The sequence below is a fragment of the Ruegeria lacuscaerulensis genome, from assembly GCF_013034685.1.
GTDB classification, from domain to species: Bacteria; Pseudomonadota; Alphaproteobacteria; order Rhodobacterales; family Rhodobacteraceae; genus Ruegeria; species Ruegeria lacuscaerulensis_B.
Window position 1 is genome coordinate 500,637 of record NZ_WQGO01000004.1, and the last position, 14,687, is coordinate 515,323.

A 14,687-nucleotide genomic window follows, 5' to 3' on the forward strand; every position below is an offset into this window, starting at 1 on the left:
GCGCCCATCCTTTGCGAGCGCGTGTTCAGGCCTGCACCGGCAAGCCCGCGTTCTGTTTCGCCAACGCTTCTTCAATCCGGGTGGCGACCGCAAGGGTACGCGCGGCGTCGGCCACATCAATCAGCGGAGCGGCCCCATCCATCACGCCTAGAAAATGATCCAACTGCGCGTCCAGCGGCACGCAGCTTTGGGCCGGTTTGTCGAACTCCACGCGCTCTGACGGGGTGCCCCAGTCCTTGCCCTGCCACAGGGTCAGCGACGGGAAACTGATGGCCCCTCTTGTGCCGGTGATCCACATCATGTCCTGATGGGTGGTGCCGATATTGGGATTCTCGCCGATCCCGGCCTCGAACCCCCAGGGGCTGGGCGCGGTATCGGCGAAGCTGATGGTTCCCGTCGCCCCGTTTTCAAATGCAAGCGCCACCGCGCCGCTTTCAATCCTGTCCGTCCCGCGCAGCGAAGCGCCTCGCAAGGCGGCAATCTCGCTAATCTCGCCGATGACAAAGCGTAAAACGTCGATGTCGTGGACAAGATTGATCATCACCGGGCTGCCGCCCGAGGTGCGCCAGTTCTGTTCGAAATAAGCGTCCGGCTTTCGCATCGCCCATAAAAGCGAGACATTGATGACCCGCCCGATGACGCCCTCGGCGATCTTGGCCTTAAGATGTTGAAGGACTTGGTGATAGCGGCGATGGTGGCCGACCAGACTGCGGACCTGAGCCTGTTCAAGGGCACGGGCCAACGCTTGCGCCTCGGCCACGGTGCCAGCAACCGGTTTCTCGATCAGCATGTGCCACCCGCGTGCTGCTGCCGCCATGCCATGCGCGGCGTGAAGATGGGTCGGGGTGGCGATGATGACGCCGTCCACATCGTCCTGAACGTCATCCATACTGGCGAACCGGGTTGCGTCCACACGGATCGACATGTCCGGGTCAGCAAGCCCCACAAGATGACAGCCCGGATGTTGCTTAACGGCTTGGATATGGCGAATGCCGATCAGCCCGCCGCCAACGACGAGGATACGTTTCACTGCGCTGCTCCTGTTGCGCACGGCGTGGAGCCGTTATCTGCCAGAACAGATGTCATGTCCGGTTTCCCTCATGCGCAGAACGGAGAGGTCGAGTCCCACCGATGAATGTCGATATGCGGCTGGGTGGCCAGACGCGCGCGGGCGGCCTCCCAGTTCGAGCGACAGACACGCCAGTCGTGCAATTCGCGGTCAGGGTTGACGCGGGACCGGGCCACGAAATCCGGGAAATGCCCGCGCCCTGTGGGTTGCCCCGTCGCGCTGTAGCGTATGTCGAAGGACCAGCGGAATTGATCCGTGGTGTTGACCCGCGAGGCATGTGGGGTCAGAGGGTGAAACAGGACGATGCCTCCGGCTGTGACCGGCAGGGGGACAGCGGTCGTCTCATCCACAAACCCGTCCGCGATCCCGGTCTGGGTGCGCGCGCAATGGGGCAGGATGTCCTGATCCGGGGCTTTGGCCTGCACTTGCAAACAGCCGTTTTCGACCGTCGCATCGTTCACCGCGATCCAAACAGTGACCATGTCGGTCTGGTCCGCATCCTCCAGCGCAACAGCCCGGTCCTGATGCCAGTCCGTTGCAGTAATATGCGCGCGGATTTCATCATTTGCCAGCTTCCGCGCCGGAGGTTTCAGGCGCACGTGCTGAATGGGGTTGCTGGTCAGTTCCGAGCCGATCAGTTGCTCGACCACGTCCAAAAGCGGCTTGGCGGTCATCATCTCGAACACGGCGGGTCCGATGTGAAAAGGCGTATCGGCCATGATCCGGTCGCCGGGCAGAGAAATATCCATGGGCTGGAAATAGTCGCACCGGGCCTCGTAAGCGGCCAGCAGCTTGCCCCAGAAATCCAGACCCTCGGGGCTGGGCACCAGACCTCGCGCGAACCAGTCCGCATAAAGCCCATCCAGCAGGGTCGAGTATTCGTCGATCACCCGGTTCAGAATGTCAGGCGGAATAACGTCTGGCACGACCAGATAGCCATCGGTTTCAAAACGTGAGATTTGCTCTTGCGTCAGCATGGGTCGATCCTCACAACAGGATTGCGATGATATTGGGCCAGATCAGCAGCACCGAAAGCGCCAGAATCTGGATGCCGATAAAGGGCAGGAAGCCGCGGAAGATATCAGTCAGGCTGATATGCGGCGGGGCCACCGATTTCAGATAGAACGCTGCCGGTCCAAAGGGCGGCGACAGGAAGCTGACCTGCATGTTCATACAGAACACCACGCCGAACCAGATCGCTACGTGATTTGGCTGCAGCTGGCCGATCAGGCCGATCTCTTCGATGGGCAGGCGCAGCACGATGGGCAGGAAGACCGGGATGATCAGCAAGACGATCCCGACCCAATCCATGAACGCGCCCATGAACAGCAGGATCAGCATCATCACCAGAATGACCAGCATCGGTGGCAATTCCTGACCCACGATCAGATCAGCCACATATTGCGGTCCGCCCGCGATGGTATAGGCCCCCGCCAGCGAGGCGGCACCAATCGTGACCCAGATGATCGTACCGGTGGATTTCAGCGTGCGCATCAGGCTGTCCCAAACCAGCTCGAACGAACCTTCTCCGCGCAGGATGGCGATGATCAGAACGGCGAACGCGCCCATTCCGGCCGCCTCGGTGATGCCGGTGATGCCGCCGTAGATCGAACCCAGAACCACGCCGATCACGACCATCGGTGCGACCAGCCCTTTGCCCATATGCCAGCCAACGCGCGCACGCTCTTTGCCGAAGACGAAAAAGATCAGCAGCAGCGCGACAATTGTGACGCCTGCAAACCAGGGCAGGTAATCTGCCGTTCCGAACCGCGCGGGCTCGCCCTGACTGGCGGCATTCGATCCCGACAGTTCGAAGAACGCAGCCCGGATGAACAGAACGGTGGAAAATCCGGCAACGACGATACACATGAACGCGGCGAACAGCTTGCGCTTTTCGGTCGGCTCGGGGTCGTTCGGGTCGGGTTCAGGCAAGGGGGCATCATCGGGTTTCAGCCGGGTGCGGATGATGATGTAGAGGATGATCATCGACGCCAGCATGAAGCCGGGGATGAAGGACGCGGTGAACAGCGACTTGATCGAGGTTTCGGTGATCAGACCATAGATGATCAGCACGATTGACGGGGGGATCATCGTCCCCAACGAGCCCGAGGCACAGATCACCCCGATGGCGAGGTTCTGGTTATACCCCAGCCGCAACATCTGCGGCAGGGCGATCAGGCCCAGCAGAACGACCTCACCCCCGATAATCCCCGACATCGCTGCCATGATCACCGCCATGATCGAGGTGACGATGGCAATCCCGCCCCGCGTCCGCGACAACCAGATATTGAGCGAGGAATACATGTCCTTGGCGATCCCCGAGCGTTCCAGCAGAGAGGCCATGAAGATGAACAAGGGCACGGATATGAGCACGTAATCCGTTAAGAGCCCGTATATTTTCTGTGCCAGAATATAGAGCGGCCCCGTCCCCGGCCTGCCGGTCAGCAGCCCGTCGCCAAAGGAAAACGGGTTGAGCAGCAGGTTGGGCTCGAATTTCAGCACCAATACAAGAACCGCCAGCGAGGCCGAGGCCAGACCCAGCGGCATCCCGATGGCCAGCAAGACGATAAGTGCGACCATCAGGATCAGTGAGATTGTTCCAATATCCATCAGTCTTGCCCCACTGCTTTTTTCAGCATTTCAATCTCTTCTTCATCAGGTTCGTCAGTGTGAATCTCGGGTTCCTTGTTCCAATCCGAGATCAGGTTCACGACCGCCTGAAACGCCACCAGCGTAATGACGATCAGCACCATCGGTTGCAGGGTCGCCGGGATCGGCGGGTTGAAAGCCGAGCCGAACAGCTCCCATTTATACAACTTATTGACGAAGACCTGTTTGTAGCTGCCATAGACAAGGAAGAAGGCGAAAAGCACGATCAGAACGGTCGAGATCGTGTCGAACACCCGTTGCAGCCATCGTGGCACGGCGTCGTATAGCAGGAAAATGCGGATGTGGCTGCGCTGCTGCATCCCGTAGTAGCCAGACATCAGGAAGACGAAGCTGGCGAACCACAGGGTCATCTCGTTGGCCCATTCGGTGGGTTTTTCCAGAATGTAACGCAGGAAGACCTCGTACAGCATCACAATGGTCATGATGGCGATCATCATCATGGTGACGCGCCCAATGAACAGGGCGAATCGGTCGATGGCGCTGAGCCCGCCATACTCCATTGCAGCCGGGCGCACGGTTCGGGCACCGATCACCGCAAGTATCGGTGTCAGGATCAGCGCGAGCATGTCAAAAATGTCGATATGTCCGCCGAAGATGCCAGCGGCATTTGGCGTGATGTCGGCGCGCAGGTAAATCTCCTGCACCTGAGATTTCAGGGATTCCGAAGTGTAGGGCAGCCAATCCAGCAGAAAGGCAGGCAGGTGCCAGACCAGCCAACTGGCCGTTCCGACAAATGCCAAGGGTATCAGCCATTCAATAATTCCACCCGTGGATTTCTGCATTTCCTGCCCCCTGTCGTTATGTCCTGGCCCGGAAGTGATCTATGAAGACGCGGTCGGGCTCGACGCCGATGCCCGGCCCGGTCGGAACCGCGACACGGCCTGCGTTAGCTTTGACCTGACCCTGAATGTCCAAAGGAACGGTCAGCAGATCGTCCCGGAATTTGTTGTCCGTGGTGTCAAACTCCAGCATCGGCTCCCACGGGTGCAGGCCGCCCGGCATCGGCGGCATTGCTGCCAGCAGATGCAGGTTCGTGGATACGGCAATTGCGCTGCCCCAGACGTGATTGACGACCGGAGTGAAATGGGCGTGGCACAAGGCCAGAATCCGCAGATACTCGGATACGCCACCCAAGGCGCAAACCTCGGGCTGGGCGATATCCAAGCCACGGCTTTCCAGCAGAGTGCGCCACGACCACCGATTGAACACCGCTTCGCCCCCAGCGATGTTGGTTTTCAGCCCTTTGCGCAACTCGCGGTATCCATCGGTATCCTCGGGCGCGACAGGCTCTTCGAACCAATAGGCTCCAAGCTCGTCCAGAGCGCGTCCCACATAGAACGCATCCGACGTGGTATAGGCATGGTTGGCATCGACCATGAACCGGAAATCGTCGCCGACACCGCGCCGCACGGCCTGACATAGCTTGACGTCTGGTTCGGGGCCAAAGCCGGTTTTCATCTTGGTGGCGACAAATCCCATCTCTTTGATCGCGGCGGCCTCGTCCGTAAAGCGGCGCGCCAGATCATCGACGGGTTCATCGCGCAGCATCATACCGTAGCCATAACAGGGGACCGAGTTGCGATGCGCCCCACCAATCAGCTTGTGCAGCGGCAGGCCCGCCACTTTGCCAGCGATATCCCAAAGAGCGATATCCACACCCGAAAGGGCCTGAAGGGGCATGCCACCCTGCCCATGATCTCGCAGAAGGTTGTAGACCTTGTGCCAGATCACGTCGCGGTCCATCGGATCCGATCCCAGCACAATGGGTTGGATCACCTGTTCGACAATGGTTTTGTTGGCAAGAGCGACCGTACCGGGGCCGAAACACTCGCCCCATCCGGTAACGCCTTCGTCGGTCTGAACTTCGACCAGATGCGCGCTGCGCTTGTCGTAATATTGCTGCGAATAGCCCAAAACCTCGGGCATGTCGTAGCGCAGGACGTGACTAATGATCTTGGTGATTTTCATTCGACATACGTCCCTGAGAAAGGTCCGGAAAGGCCACGGATCGCAGCCTTTCCGAAGGATCGTCTCAGCATGACGCCGATTATTTCATCGCACCCATGTCTTTCAGGAACGCAACGTGGCTTTCCAACAGCGCCTTGGCTTCGGGCGTGGTGGCAAACTCGGTCCAGCCAACCTGAACGGCATCGCGGTAAGCGGCCAGATCTTCCGGGGTCCATTCATACAGCTGGATACCCTGGGCGCGCAGGTCTTTGGCGGTTTGCGCGTTCTGCACCTCGTTGATCGTGGCGTTGTGCAGGGCCAGGCTGTCCATCGCGACCTCGATGATCTTGCGATGATGCGCGGGCATGGATTCCCAGACATCCTTGCGGCAGGCCAGGTGATCCGCTGGCATCGAGTGGAAGCCCGGGAAGTTGGTGTGACCCGCGATCTCATACAGACCCAGACCCACGTTGTTGGTCAGGTTCGCCGCGTCGGCGCCGTCGATGATGCCGGTTTCCAGCGCCGTGAAGATCTCGTTAAAGTCCATCACGATGGGCGAGGCACCCAGCTCGGCGAACACTTTCGTGGCCAGACCCGGAGGCGAACGGAATTTCCAATCCTTGAAGTCTTCGACCGTTGCGATCGGTTTGGTCGAGGACAGTGATTCCGGTCCCGGAATCCACCAGCCGACGAATTCCATGTCATAGCCGTTATACAGCTCGTTCAGCGCATCGCGGCCACCGCCATGCAGCAGCCATGCCATCTGCTGATAGGGGTTCTGATAGCCACCCAGCAGATCGCCTGCGAATTGGAATGCGGGGTTCTTACCGGTCTGATAGCCGCCACCCGTCATATCGCAATCCAGAATGCCCGTTGCGGCGGCGTCGAATGTCTCAACCGATTTGACGACGGACGAGGAATAGAACATCTCGACCTCGATCTCACCGTTGGACATTTCGGTGATGTCCTCGATGAACTTGGCCGCCATCTTGCCCGACAGCTGTTCCGGCGAGAAATGGGTTTGAATGCGCAGTTTTGTAGTTTCGGCAGCGGCGAATGTCGCGGCCATGGTCGTGGCTACGGCCACAGCGGCCGCGGTCGTCAATAATTTCATATTGTCCTCCCAGACGTTGAGCGTGGCGTGCTGAAGGTTTCTAAGCCCTCTCTTGAACGACGCTGCCTGACGTTAGGACGCCGAATCGCATGCGACAAGTAAAATGTGAAATTGAGCGTAATTTCGAGATTATTGCTCAAAAACGAAATTAGGGATAGGAAGAGCGAAGGGTAACGTTCAGGATAACTCTTTCGATGACCGCTGAAGTCGATATTTATCAAGATCTTAAGATGCGGCTGATCTCGAACGGATTCGAACACGGGGCCAAGCTTCGGGCGGAAGACTTGCGGAAAGAATACAAATGTTCGGCCAGTTCGGTCCGTGAAGCCCTGTTCCGGCTTGCTGCTGTGGGCCTTGCAGATTTTCAGGAACAACGCGGGTTCCGCGTGCCGCAACGCGCGCCCCAGAAGTTGATCGAACTGACCCATGTCCGCATTCTGCTGGAAGCAGAGGGAACCGCATTGTCGATCCAAAACGGCGGCGTCGATTGGGAGGCACGCCTAACCGCAGCTCACCACAAACTAAGTCACATCGAAAGGCGCATCCGCGACAAGGACGATCCGAGTGACCTGATCGATATCTGGTTCGCCGCCGAGAAAGAGTTTCATGAAACTCTGATTTCGGCCTGCGGATCGGAGACGCTGAAACAAATGCATGGACGCGTCTATGCGCAATTCCGGCAACAATTGATGGTCGCGGATCGCCGATTCGAGTTCATTTCGATGAATATCGAACATCACGCCAATATTCTTGAGGCTGCTCTTTCAGGCGACCCAAAGCTGACCCAACAGAAAATACACGACCACCTGAAACGGCACCTGACCGGCGAAACGCTGGACGCTTAGAAATTCAGGTCATCTTCCAGATAAATTCGGATGATCTCTTCAAAACTGGATTCGGCCCTGAAACCAAGATTCAGCGCGCGGTCGGTTTGAAAGTCGCGTGGCCAGTTCTTGACAATGGCTTCGATGGCCGGGTCCGGCACGTGTTTGATCCTGTCCACGGCCTCCTGCCCTGCCACATTGCGCAGCGCCTCGATCTGTTCGGCGACCGTGCAACTGATGCCGGGCATATTCAGCGCATGGCGGCCCTCCAAAAGTCGGGTATCCAGATCGGCAGCATGAGTCAGGAACTGGGCCGCTGACCGAGGGCTGGCGTGCCAGTGGCGCACGGTATCGGCCACCGGCAGGATCGCCTCGGCACCGTTCAGCGGCTCTCGGATAATGCCCGAGAAGAACGATGAGGCCGCAGCATTGGCCTTGCCGGGGCGCACGCACAGGGTCGGCAGGCGCAGCGACAGGCCGTCGATATACCCTTTGCGGCTGAAATCTGTAATCAACAACTCGGACGCCGCTTTCTGCGCGCCATAGCTGGTCAAAGGTGCCGACAGGAATTCGTCGTCGATCTTGTCCGGGAAGGGCGCCCCAAATACGGCGATGGAAGAGGCAAATACAAACCTAGGCCGGTATTCCCCTTCAGATGCGTCATGTTCAACTTTCAGAGCGTTCAGTAGCGCCCATGTGGCCATCAGATTGACATCCCAACCCAAGGCGAAATCCGTTTCCGCCTGACCTGACACAATAGCTGCGAGGTGAAACACCAAATCAGGCCGACGGGCCGCCAAATCCTGTGCTGTGCCCATCGCAGCAATATCGCCTGCTATCTGCGTGCCAACGACCCCGTTGGGCGGAAAGGATTGATCGAACAGCGTAAGTTCGACGTCAGAGCCAAAAACCTGCTCGGTCCGGATGCGCTGCGCCAGTTTCTGGCCCAACATTCCGCCGCCACCTATGATCAGTATCTTTTTCACGTGATACCCCCGTTCCGTTGCTTTAGTTTCTTAGACAAAGCCACGTGATCCAATGCGGCCTCATCCTTTTCTTCAATCAAGTTGTCAAAACAGCCGCACGGTGATCAGAGCACGCGGCGATTTTTGCGCTTTTCCCAGTGACGGTCCGGGCCGCGGAATCTACCAGAAACAATTGGTTTTCCTCCAAGGGCCGTACCATTCCGGTCAGCTGTTCCAGATTGTCTGACGAATAGAGCCCAGCACCCTGACCCCAAGCTGGGACGCGATTGATCCTTGCTTCATTCGCCAGTTCCTTTTGGAGCGCCTGCCCGGCGCTCTATTGTCACATTTCCCGGCGCGGCAAATGATAGCGCTAATAATTCTTACTTTGAGGTCTTTTTGGCACTATTAAGATTGAAAATCCACTTTCGATTCGTCTTCATAATCTCGAAATCATGGAAAGTTTCGAAAAGGGTTCAAATCAAACCAACCCGATAGTGCAAGCTGCGAAAGCGCTGGCACCGGGCACGCAATTCGGTTTGCGGTATTTTGCGCGCAGAAATCGCAATGACCACAAACCAAACCGATCTAAAGGACAGGGAATTCGGCCGATGACAAAAAAGATAAACAAAGAAGACCTGCGATCGCGCAAATGGTTCATGAACTCCGAAAACCTCGAGATGACAGCGCTGTATCTTGAGCGGTACCTGAATTATGGCCTAACGCGGGAAGAGCTTCAATCCGGCAAGCCCATCATCGGGATCGCCCAGACCGGCAGTGACCTGAGCCCCTGTAACCGCCATCACATTGAGCTGTCTAAACGTGTCCGCGACGGCATCATTGCGGCCGGCGGCACCTGTATCGAAATCCCTGTTCACCCGATTCAAGAAACGGGCAAGCGGCCTACGGCCTCGCTGGATCGCAATCTCGCCTATCTGTCGCTGGTCGAGAGCCTCTATGGCTACCCGCTGGATGGAGTGGTTCTGAATATCGGCTGTGACAAGACCACCCCGGCGCTGTTGATGGCGGCCGCAACGGTGAACATTCCCGCCATCGCCCTGTCGGTCGGCCCGATGCTGAACGGTTGGTGGAAGGGCAAGCGCGCCGGATCCGGCACCGTGATCTGGTCCGCGCGCGAAGACTTGGCGGCGGGCAATATCGACACCGATGAGTTCATGGATATCGCCGCCGCCGCCGCCCCGTCCGTTGGCTATTGCAACACCATGGGCACCGCGACGACGATGAACTCTTTGGCCGAGGCGCTGGGGATGCAATTGCCCGGATCAGCAGCCATCCCGGCCCCTTATCGTGAACGTGGCCAGATCAGCTATGAAACCGGGCGTCGGATCGTCGAAATGGTATGGGAGGATCTACGCCCCAGCGATGTCATGACCCGCGAAGCCTTTGAAAACGCCATCGTCGTGAACTCGGCCATTGGCGGCTCGACCAACGCTCCGATCCACCTGAACGCGGTTGCCCGCCATCTGGGTGTGCCGCTGGACAATGACGATTGGCAGGATTTGGGCCACGACGTGCCTCTGCTGGTCAACCTTCAGCCAGCAGGTGAGTATCTGGGCGAAGACTACCAACATGCGGGCGGTGTTCCCGCCGTCATTGGTGAATTGATCGCCGCCGACATGCTGCCGCACCCCAATGCGGTGACGGCCAATGGCAAGACGATGGGCGAAAACTGCGCGGCGCGCCGGTCGTTGAACGATGACGTCATCAAGCCGGTCAGCGCTCCGATCAAGGAGAAGGCCGGGTTCATCAATCTGTCGGGCAATTTGTTCGAGAGTGCAATCATGAAGACCTCGGTCATTTCGCCCGCCTTTCACAAAGCCTATCTGTCAAACCCCGAGGACCCCAACGCATTCGAAGGGCGCGCGGTCGTCTTTGATGGCCCCGAGGATTTCCACCACCGCATTGACGACCCATCCGAGAATATCGACGCCAATTGTATCCTGATCATGCGCGGGGCTGGCCCCAAGGGATATCCGGGCGCGGCCGAGGTGGTGAACATGCGACCGCCGTCCTACCTGTTGAAACAGGGTATCGAAGCGCTTCCCTGCATCGGCGACGGGCGGCAATCGGGCACTTCGGGTAGCCCCTCGATCCTGAACGCGGCGCCCGAGGCGGCGGCTGGTGGCGGCTTGGCTCTGGTCCAGAACGGTGATCGTCTGCGCATTGACTTGGGCAAAGGCACGGCCGACATGCTGGTGCCGCTGAACGAGCTGCACGAACGCGCCCGTACGCTTGAGGCCAATGGCGGATATGAAATGCCACCCCATCAGTCACCGTGGCAGGAAATCTTCCGCGAAAAAGTGGATCAACTGGATCGGGGGATGATCCTGAAAGGGGCTGAAAACTACCGTGACATCGCCCGCAAATTCACCCCGCGCGACAATCACTGACACCTCTCGGCGGGGCGCAAACCCCGCCCATTTACAGATAAAAAGGTGCGCCACGATGCCCGACCTCCTGCAAATCGGAAATATCACCGAGCGGATGCAATCCCGCCTGTCTCCGGCCTTCAACATTCATCAGTTGGATCAATACGAAGCCGCAGACATCACACATGTCATCACAAACGGGCATGCCGGCATCCCGACCGATCTGATGACGTCTTTGCCAAACCTCAAGGCGATCAGCGTCTATGGCGTCGGCTACGACGCGGTTGATGCCAAGACTGCCGCGCAGCTGGGTATTGTCGTAACCCACACCCCCAGTGTGCTGAATGACGAGGTCGCCACAACCGCTGTTCTGCTGATGCTGTCCTGCTACCGCGAGCTGGTGCGCGACGATGCCTATGTCCGGTCTGGCCGATGGGAGACTGAGGGCAACGCGCCTTTGACCCGTTCGGCTGATCGTCAAAAGGTCGGCATTCTGGGTCTGGGCCGCATCGGTCAGGCGATTGCGGACAAACTGGCCCCTTGGTCGCCCGAAATCTCTTATCATTCACGCAGCCAAAAGGATGTACCTTATCAGTATTTCGGCTCCTTGGTGGATATGGCCGCGCATGTGGACGTTTTGATCTGCATCACGCCGGGTGGGCCCGCGACGAACAAGTTGGTCAATGCCGAGGTGCTGAAAGCCTTGGGCCCGGCAGGCACGCTGATTAACGTCAGCCGAGGCTCGGTTGTGGACGAAACGGCCCTGATCGAGGCGCTGCAACAGGGCGATCTGGGCTGGGCCGGGCTGGACGTCTTCGAGAAAGAGCCCCACGTGCCCCAGGCCCTGCGTGATTTGCCAAATGTCGCGCTGCTGCCCCATGCCGGAAGCGCAACGGTTGAAACTCGTGCGGCCATGGGCGACCTGACGGTCGACAATTTGCTGCAACACTTGCAGGATGGATCGGTATTGACGCCCGTTCCGGAATGCAAGGACCTATAGCGGGCCACTCTGGCGCATGATCGAATTCGTCATTGCGGTGTTCTTTCTGTTGATCACGCCCGGTCCGGGCGTGCTGACAACGGCGGGGATCGGGTCGGCCTTTGGGTTTCGTGCTGGCTTTGCGTTTGTCGCCGGGTTGATGCTGGGCGGGTTCATCAACATGCTGCTGGTGATCTCGGGCGTTGCCGCTGTGGCCTTGGCTGTGCCCTTCCTGAGGACAGTGCTGCTGGTCGCGTCGGTGAGCTATCTGGTGTTTCTGGCATGGCGCATCGCAAGTGCCGGGTCGCGTGTGGGATTTGCGCCTGCTGCGACGCCGCTTGGGTTTCTGAACGGGCTGACGCTGCAATTCATCAACCCTAAAGCCTATGTCGTCAGCACTGCGCTGTTTTCCGGGTTCGCCTTTTTGCCCGACGCCCCGATCTGGGAGGCAGTGATCAAGATCATCCTATTCAACCTGATCTGGGTGCCCGTGCACCTGATCTGGCTCAGCGCCGGGGCGAAACTTGGCAGTTTGGATATCAGCGAGACGTGGCACCGTCGGATAAACCTGGCAATGGCGGCCTCGTTGCTGGCGGTGGTTGGGATCGCGCTGGTTTCGGCCGTCTGAACGCGACCGGTGTCTTGGGATACGCCATGCAAATGCGGCCTGCGGGCACCCGCTTTGGACAAATTTACTTGGTTGAAGGAATGATATTTGGTCAAGTGATCCGAGACAGAACAGGATGACAATGCGAAACGATACTCTCGACATACGCGGTGACTATGAAAAGAACGGATATGTTTCGCCGCTGGATATTCTGACCCCAAGCGAAGCGCAAAGGTTGCGCGACGACTTCGAAAGGGCCGAAGACGCAGTTTCGGGCGACAGCCAGCGACTGAAACTGCTGTATTCCTATCCCGATCGGCTGATACCCTCTTTTGATGCGTTATTGCGCCATCCTAATGTGATTGCTGCAGTCTCGCCTGTTCTGGGCCCCGATCTCATGGTCTGGAGCGGCGCCCTATTCATCAAAGAAGCGCGGTCGCCCAAAATTGTCTCGTGGCATCAGGACCTGACATATTGGGGTTTGGACGATGCACAGGAAGTCACCTGTTGGGTAGCCCTCTCAGAGGCGTCCGAGCAAAGCGGCTGTATGCGGTTTGTTCCCGGCAGCCACCAGAACCGTATCGTCCCACATGTGGACACTTTCGATGAGAACAACCTGCTGTCGCGCGGACAGGAGATAGCGGTGAATGTCGACGATGCCGACACGGTTGCCGCCGCGTTGCACGCTGGTCAGGCCTCGATCCACCACGGCCATCTGTTTCACGCTTCGGGCCCCAACCAAACAGATGATCGCCGGATCGGCGCCGCCCTTCGGTTCATCAAACCGTCGATGAAACAAAAGAATGGCGCGCGTACTCTGGTCGCGCTGGTTTCAGGCCAGGATGAATTCGGACATTTCGAAATTGCGCCCGCTCCACGGGGGTTTCTGCATGAAGACGATTTTGCCTTATGCCAGCAGGATGCCGACATAAAGAAGGAAATCCTGTTTGAAGGCGTCTAAAACCGGGCAGGAAGGCCACCGTTTTCGCTGGGGTGAATCTGACAAGGCGTACAATGTGTGGGGGAAAATAAAATGACAAAACCAAATGTTGGCAAACAGGTTACTCCGACCAGTTTTGCGCATGTGGATGGCGGTACACGGGCGATTGGCACAGCAACCGAACGTTGGACAATGTTGTTTGTCTATCGCGGTCGGCATTGTCCTCGCTGCAAACGCTATTTGAACAAGTTAAATGCACGGCTGGCCGATTGGACCGATCGGATGAATGTCATTGTGGTCTCGGCCGATTCTCTGGAAAAGGCTTTGGCAGACCGGGATGAGTTCGGATGGAATTTCGATCTATGTTATGGGCTTACAGTCCCGGAAATGCGCGATCTGGGCCTGTATGTCTCTGAACCCCTGTCCGAGGCGGAAACCTCGGATATGTTTGCCGAGCCTGGGACATTCGCAATCCGACCAGATGGCAGTTTAATGCTTGTAGATATCTCAAACGGTCCGGCAGCACGCCCCGATCTGGAGGAGCTATTGGACGGAATGATCTTCAACATCGACAATGACCGTCCCGTCAGAGGCACCGCGTAACCGCGATCTCAAGTGACCCATCAGGGTGGTCAAATTCTCTTTTTTTTAGTCCTCGCGTCCAAGGGCCCAGTCCGTCAAGTCTGTCCATGACTCTTCCCGCGGGGGTGGTGAGAACGCGCCGCTCTCTGAGCCTGCGTTTTCACCGGTGCGACTACACCCGAACCTGTCCGAGCTCTATCGCTCCAATGTTGCTAGTCTTGCAAAGGCGTTATCGGACCTGTCGATCCTCACAGGAGCTTTGGAGATCATCCGGGTCCTTATCGAACGGGTCACGGTCCTGCATGAGAGGGACGGCGTTCAGATCGAACTCCAGGGTGCCGTGGCAGCGATGATTGGGTTGGCCCAGAATGAACTAAAGTCGCCGTGAGGCGGCATGTTCGGCATTTTGTTAACCGTGTTGGTTTCTGGAGAATGCTTTGGCCCACTTGCTTTGAGGTTTTGAGCCTGACGCGGTGGCGACGTTAAGCACTTGATCTGGGGGATCAATTTTAGTCTGACCGGGCTGTGTAGGGGATTTCTGACACTGGTTGCGGGAGCAGGATTTGAACCTGCGACCTTCAGGTTATGAGCCTGACGAGC

The 14,687-nt window shown here is 58.0% G+C and carries 14 protein-coding genes; 6 read left to right on the forward strand and 8 right to left on the reverse strand.

The genetic code is table 11. The annotated features are described in order from the left end of the window. Positions 1-25: 25 nt before the first annotated feature. The 6 genes from GOV80_RS13555 to GOV80_RS13580 all read right to left on the reverse strand — a co-directional run bounded on the left by GOV80_RS13555 (position 26) and on the right by GOV80_RS13580 (position 6,800). Positions 26-1,030 carry a Gfo/Idh/MocA family protein gene (locus tag GOV80_RS13555; protein ID WP_170770805.1) on the reverse strand — a complete coding sequence of 335 codons (1,005 nt, stop codon included), beginning with the start codon at positions 1,028-1,030 and terminating at the stop codon, positions 26-28. A 68-nt stretch (positions 1,031-1,098) separates the two neighbouring features. Continuing rightward, entirely contained in the window at positions 1,099-2,046 is a 948-nt protein-coding gene (locus tag GOV80_RS13560; RefSeq protein WP_170785446.1) for a phytanoyl-CoA dioxygenase family protein, read from the reverse strand. A gap of 10 nt (positions 2,047-2,056) precedes the next feature. Continuing rightward, positions 2,057-3,679 (reverse strand): TRAP transporter large permease, encoded by a 1,623-nt coding sequence (locus tag GOV80_RS13565; RefSeq protein WP_170785448.1) that lies wholly within the window; start codon positions 3,677-3,679, stop codon positions 2,057-2,059. Beyond that, the gene (locus GOV80_RS13570; RefSeq protein ID WP_237215826.1) at positions 3,679-4,521 is read right to left on the reverse strand and encodes a TRAP transporter small permease subunit; all 843 of its coding nucleotides are present in this window, start codon (positions 4,519-4,521) and stop codon (positions 3,679-3,681) included. Before GOV80_RS13570 ends, GOV80_RS13565 begins: the two co-directional genes overlap by 1 nt. Positions 4,522-4,537: 16 nt before the next feature. Beyond that, positions 4,538-5,707 (reverse strand): mandelate racemase/muconate lactonizing enzyme family protein, encoded by a 1,170-nt coding sequence (locus GOV80_RS13575; protein WP_170785450.1) that lies wholly within the window; start codon positions 5,705-5,707, stop codon positions 4,538-4,540. Between the two features lie 79 nt (positions 5,708-5,786). Beyond that, complete coding sequence (locus GOV80_RS13580) at positions 5,787-6,800, reverse strand: TRAP transporter substrate-binding protein (protein WP_170785452.1); 1,014 nt, start codon at positions 6,798-6,800, stop codon at positions 5,787-5,789. A gap of 194 nt (positions 6,801-6,994) precedes the next feature. Between GOV80_RS13580 and GOV80_RS13585 the strand changes: the two genes are divergently transcribed. Further along, a complete protein-coding gene (locus tag GOV80_RS13585) occupies positions 6,995-7,645 on the forward strand; it encodes a GntR family transcriptional regulator (RefSeq protein ID WP_170785454.1) in 651 nt (216 codons plus the stop codon). Here GOV80_RS13585 and denD read toward each other — a convergent pair. Beyond that, positions 7,642-8,610 carry a D-erythronate dehydrogenase gene (gene denD / locus GOV80_RS13590; RefSeq protein ID WP_170785456.1) on the reverse strand — a complete coding sequence of 323 codons (969 nt, stop codon included), beginning with the start codon at positions 8,608-8,610 and terminating at the stop codon, positions 7,642-7,644. The genes GOV80_RS13585 and denD overlap by 4 nt on opposite strands. A gap of 590 nt (positions 8,611-9,200) precedes the next feature. Here denD and GOV80_RS13595 point away from each other — a divergent pair. From GOV80_RS13595 to GOV80_RS13615, 5 genes are all read left to right on the forward strand, one after another. Continuing rightward, positions 9,201-11,000 (forward strand): IlvD/Edd family dehydratase, encoded by a 1,800-nt coding sequence (locus GOV80_RS13595; protein ID WP_170785458.1) that lies wholly within the window; start codon positions 9,201-9,203, stop codon positions 10,998-11,000. A gap of 55 nt (positions 11,001-11,055) precedes the next feature. Next, on the forward strand, positions 11,056-11,979 hold the full coding sequence (locus tag GOV80_RS13600) for a 2-hydroxyacid dehydrogenase (protein WP_170785460.1): 924 nt from the start codon (positions 11,056-11,058) through the stop codon (positions 11,977-11,979). Positions 11,980-11,995: 16 nt separating this feature from the next. Further along, a complete protein-coding gene (locus GOV80_RS13605; protein WP_170770824.1) occupies positions 11,996-12,586 on the forward strand; it encodes a LysE family translocator in 591 nt (196 codons plus the stop codon). Between the two features lie 121 nt (positions 12,587-12,707). Next, positions 12,708-13,526, forward strand: coding sequence for a phytanoyl-CoA dioxygenase family protein (locus GOV80_RS13610; RefSeq protein ID WP_237215828.1), 819 nt, complete (start codon positions 12,708-12,710; stop codon positions 13,524-13,526). A gap of 72 nt (positions 13,527-13,598) precedes the next feature. Next, entirely contained in the window at positions 13,599-14,108 is a 510-nt protein-coding gene (locus GOV80_RS13615) for a redoxin domain-containing protein (protein WP_170785464.1), read from the forward strand. Between the two features lie 297 nt (positions 14,109-14,405). Here the strand turns inward: GOV80_RS13615 and GOV80_RS22255 are convergent. Further along, on the reverse strand, positions 14,406-14,687 hold a 282-nt coding region (locus tag GOV80_RS22255), incomplete at its 5' end, for a hypothetical protein (RefSeq protein ID WP_214648010.1).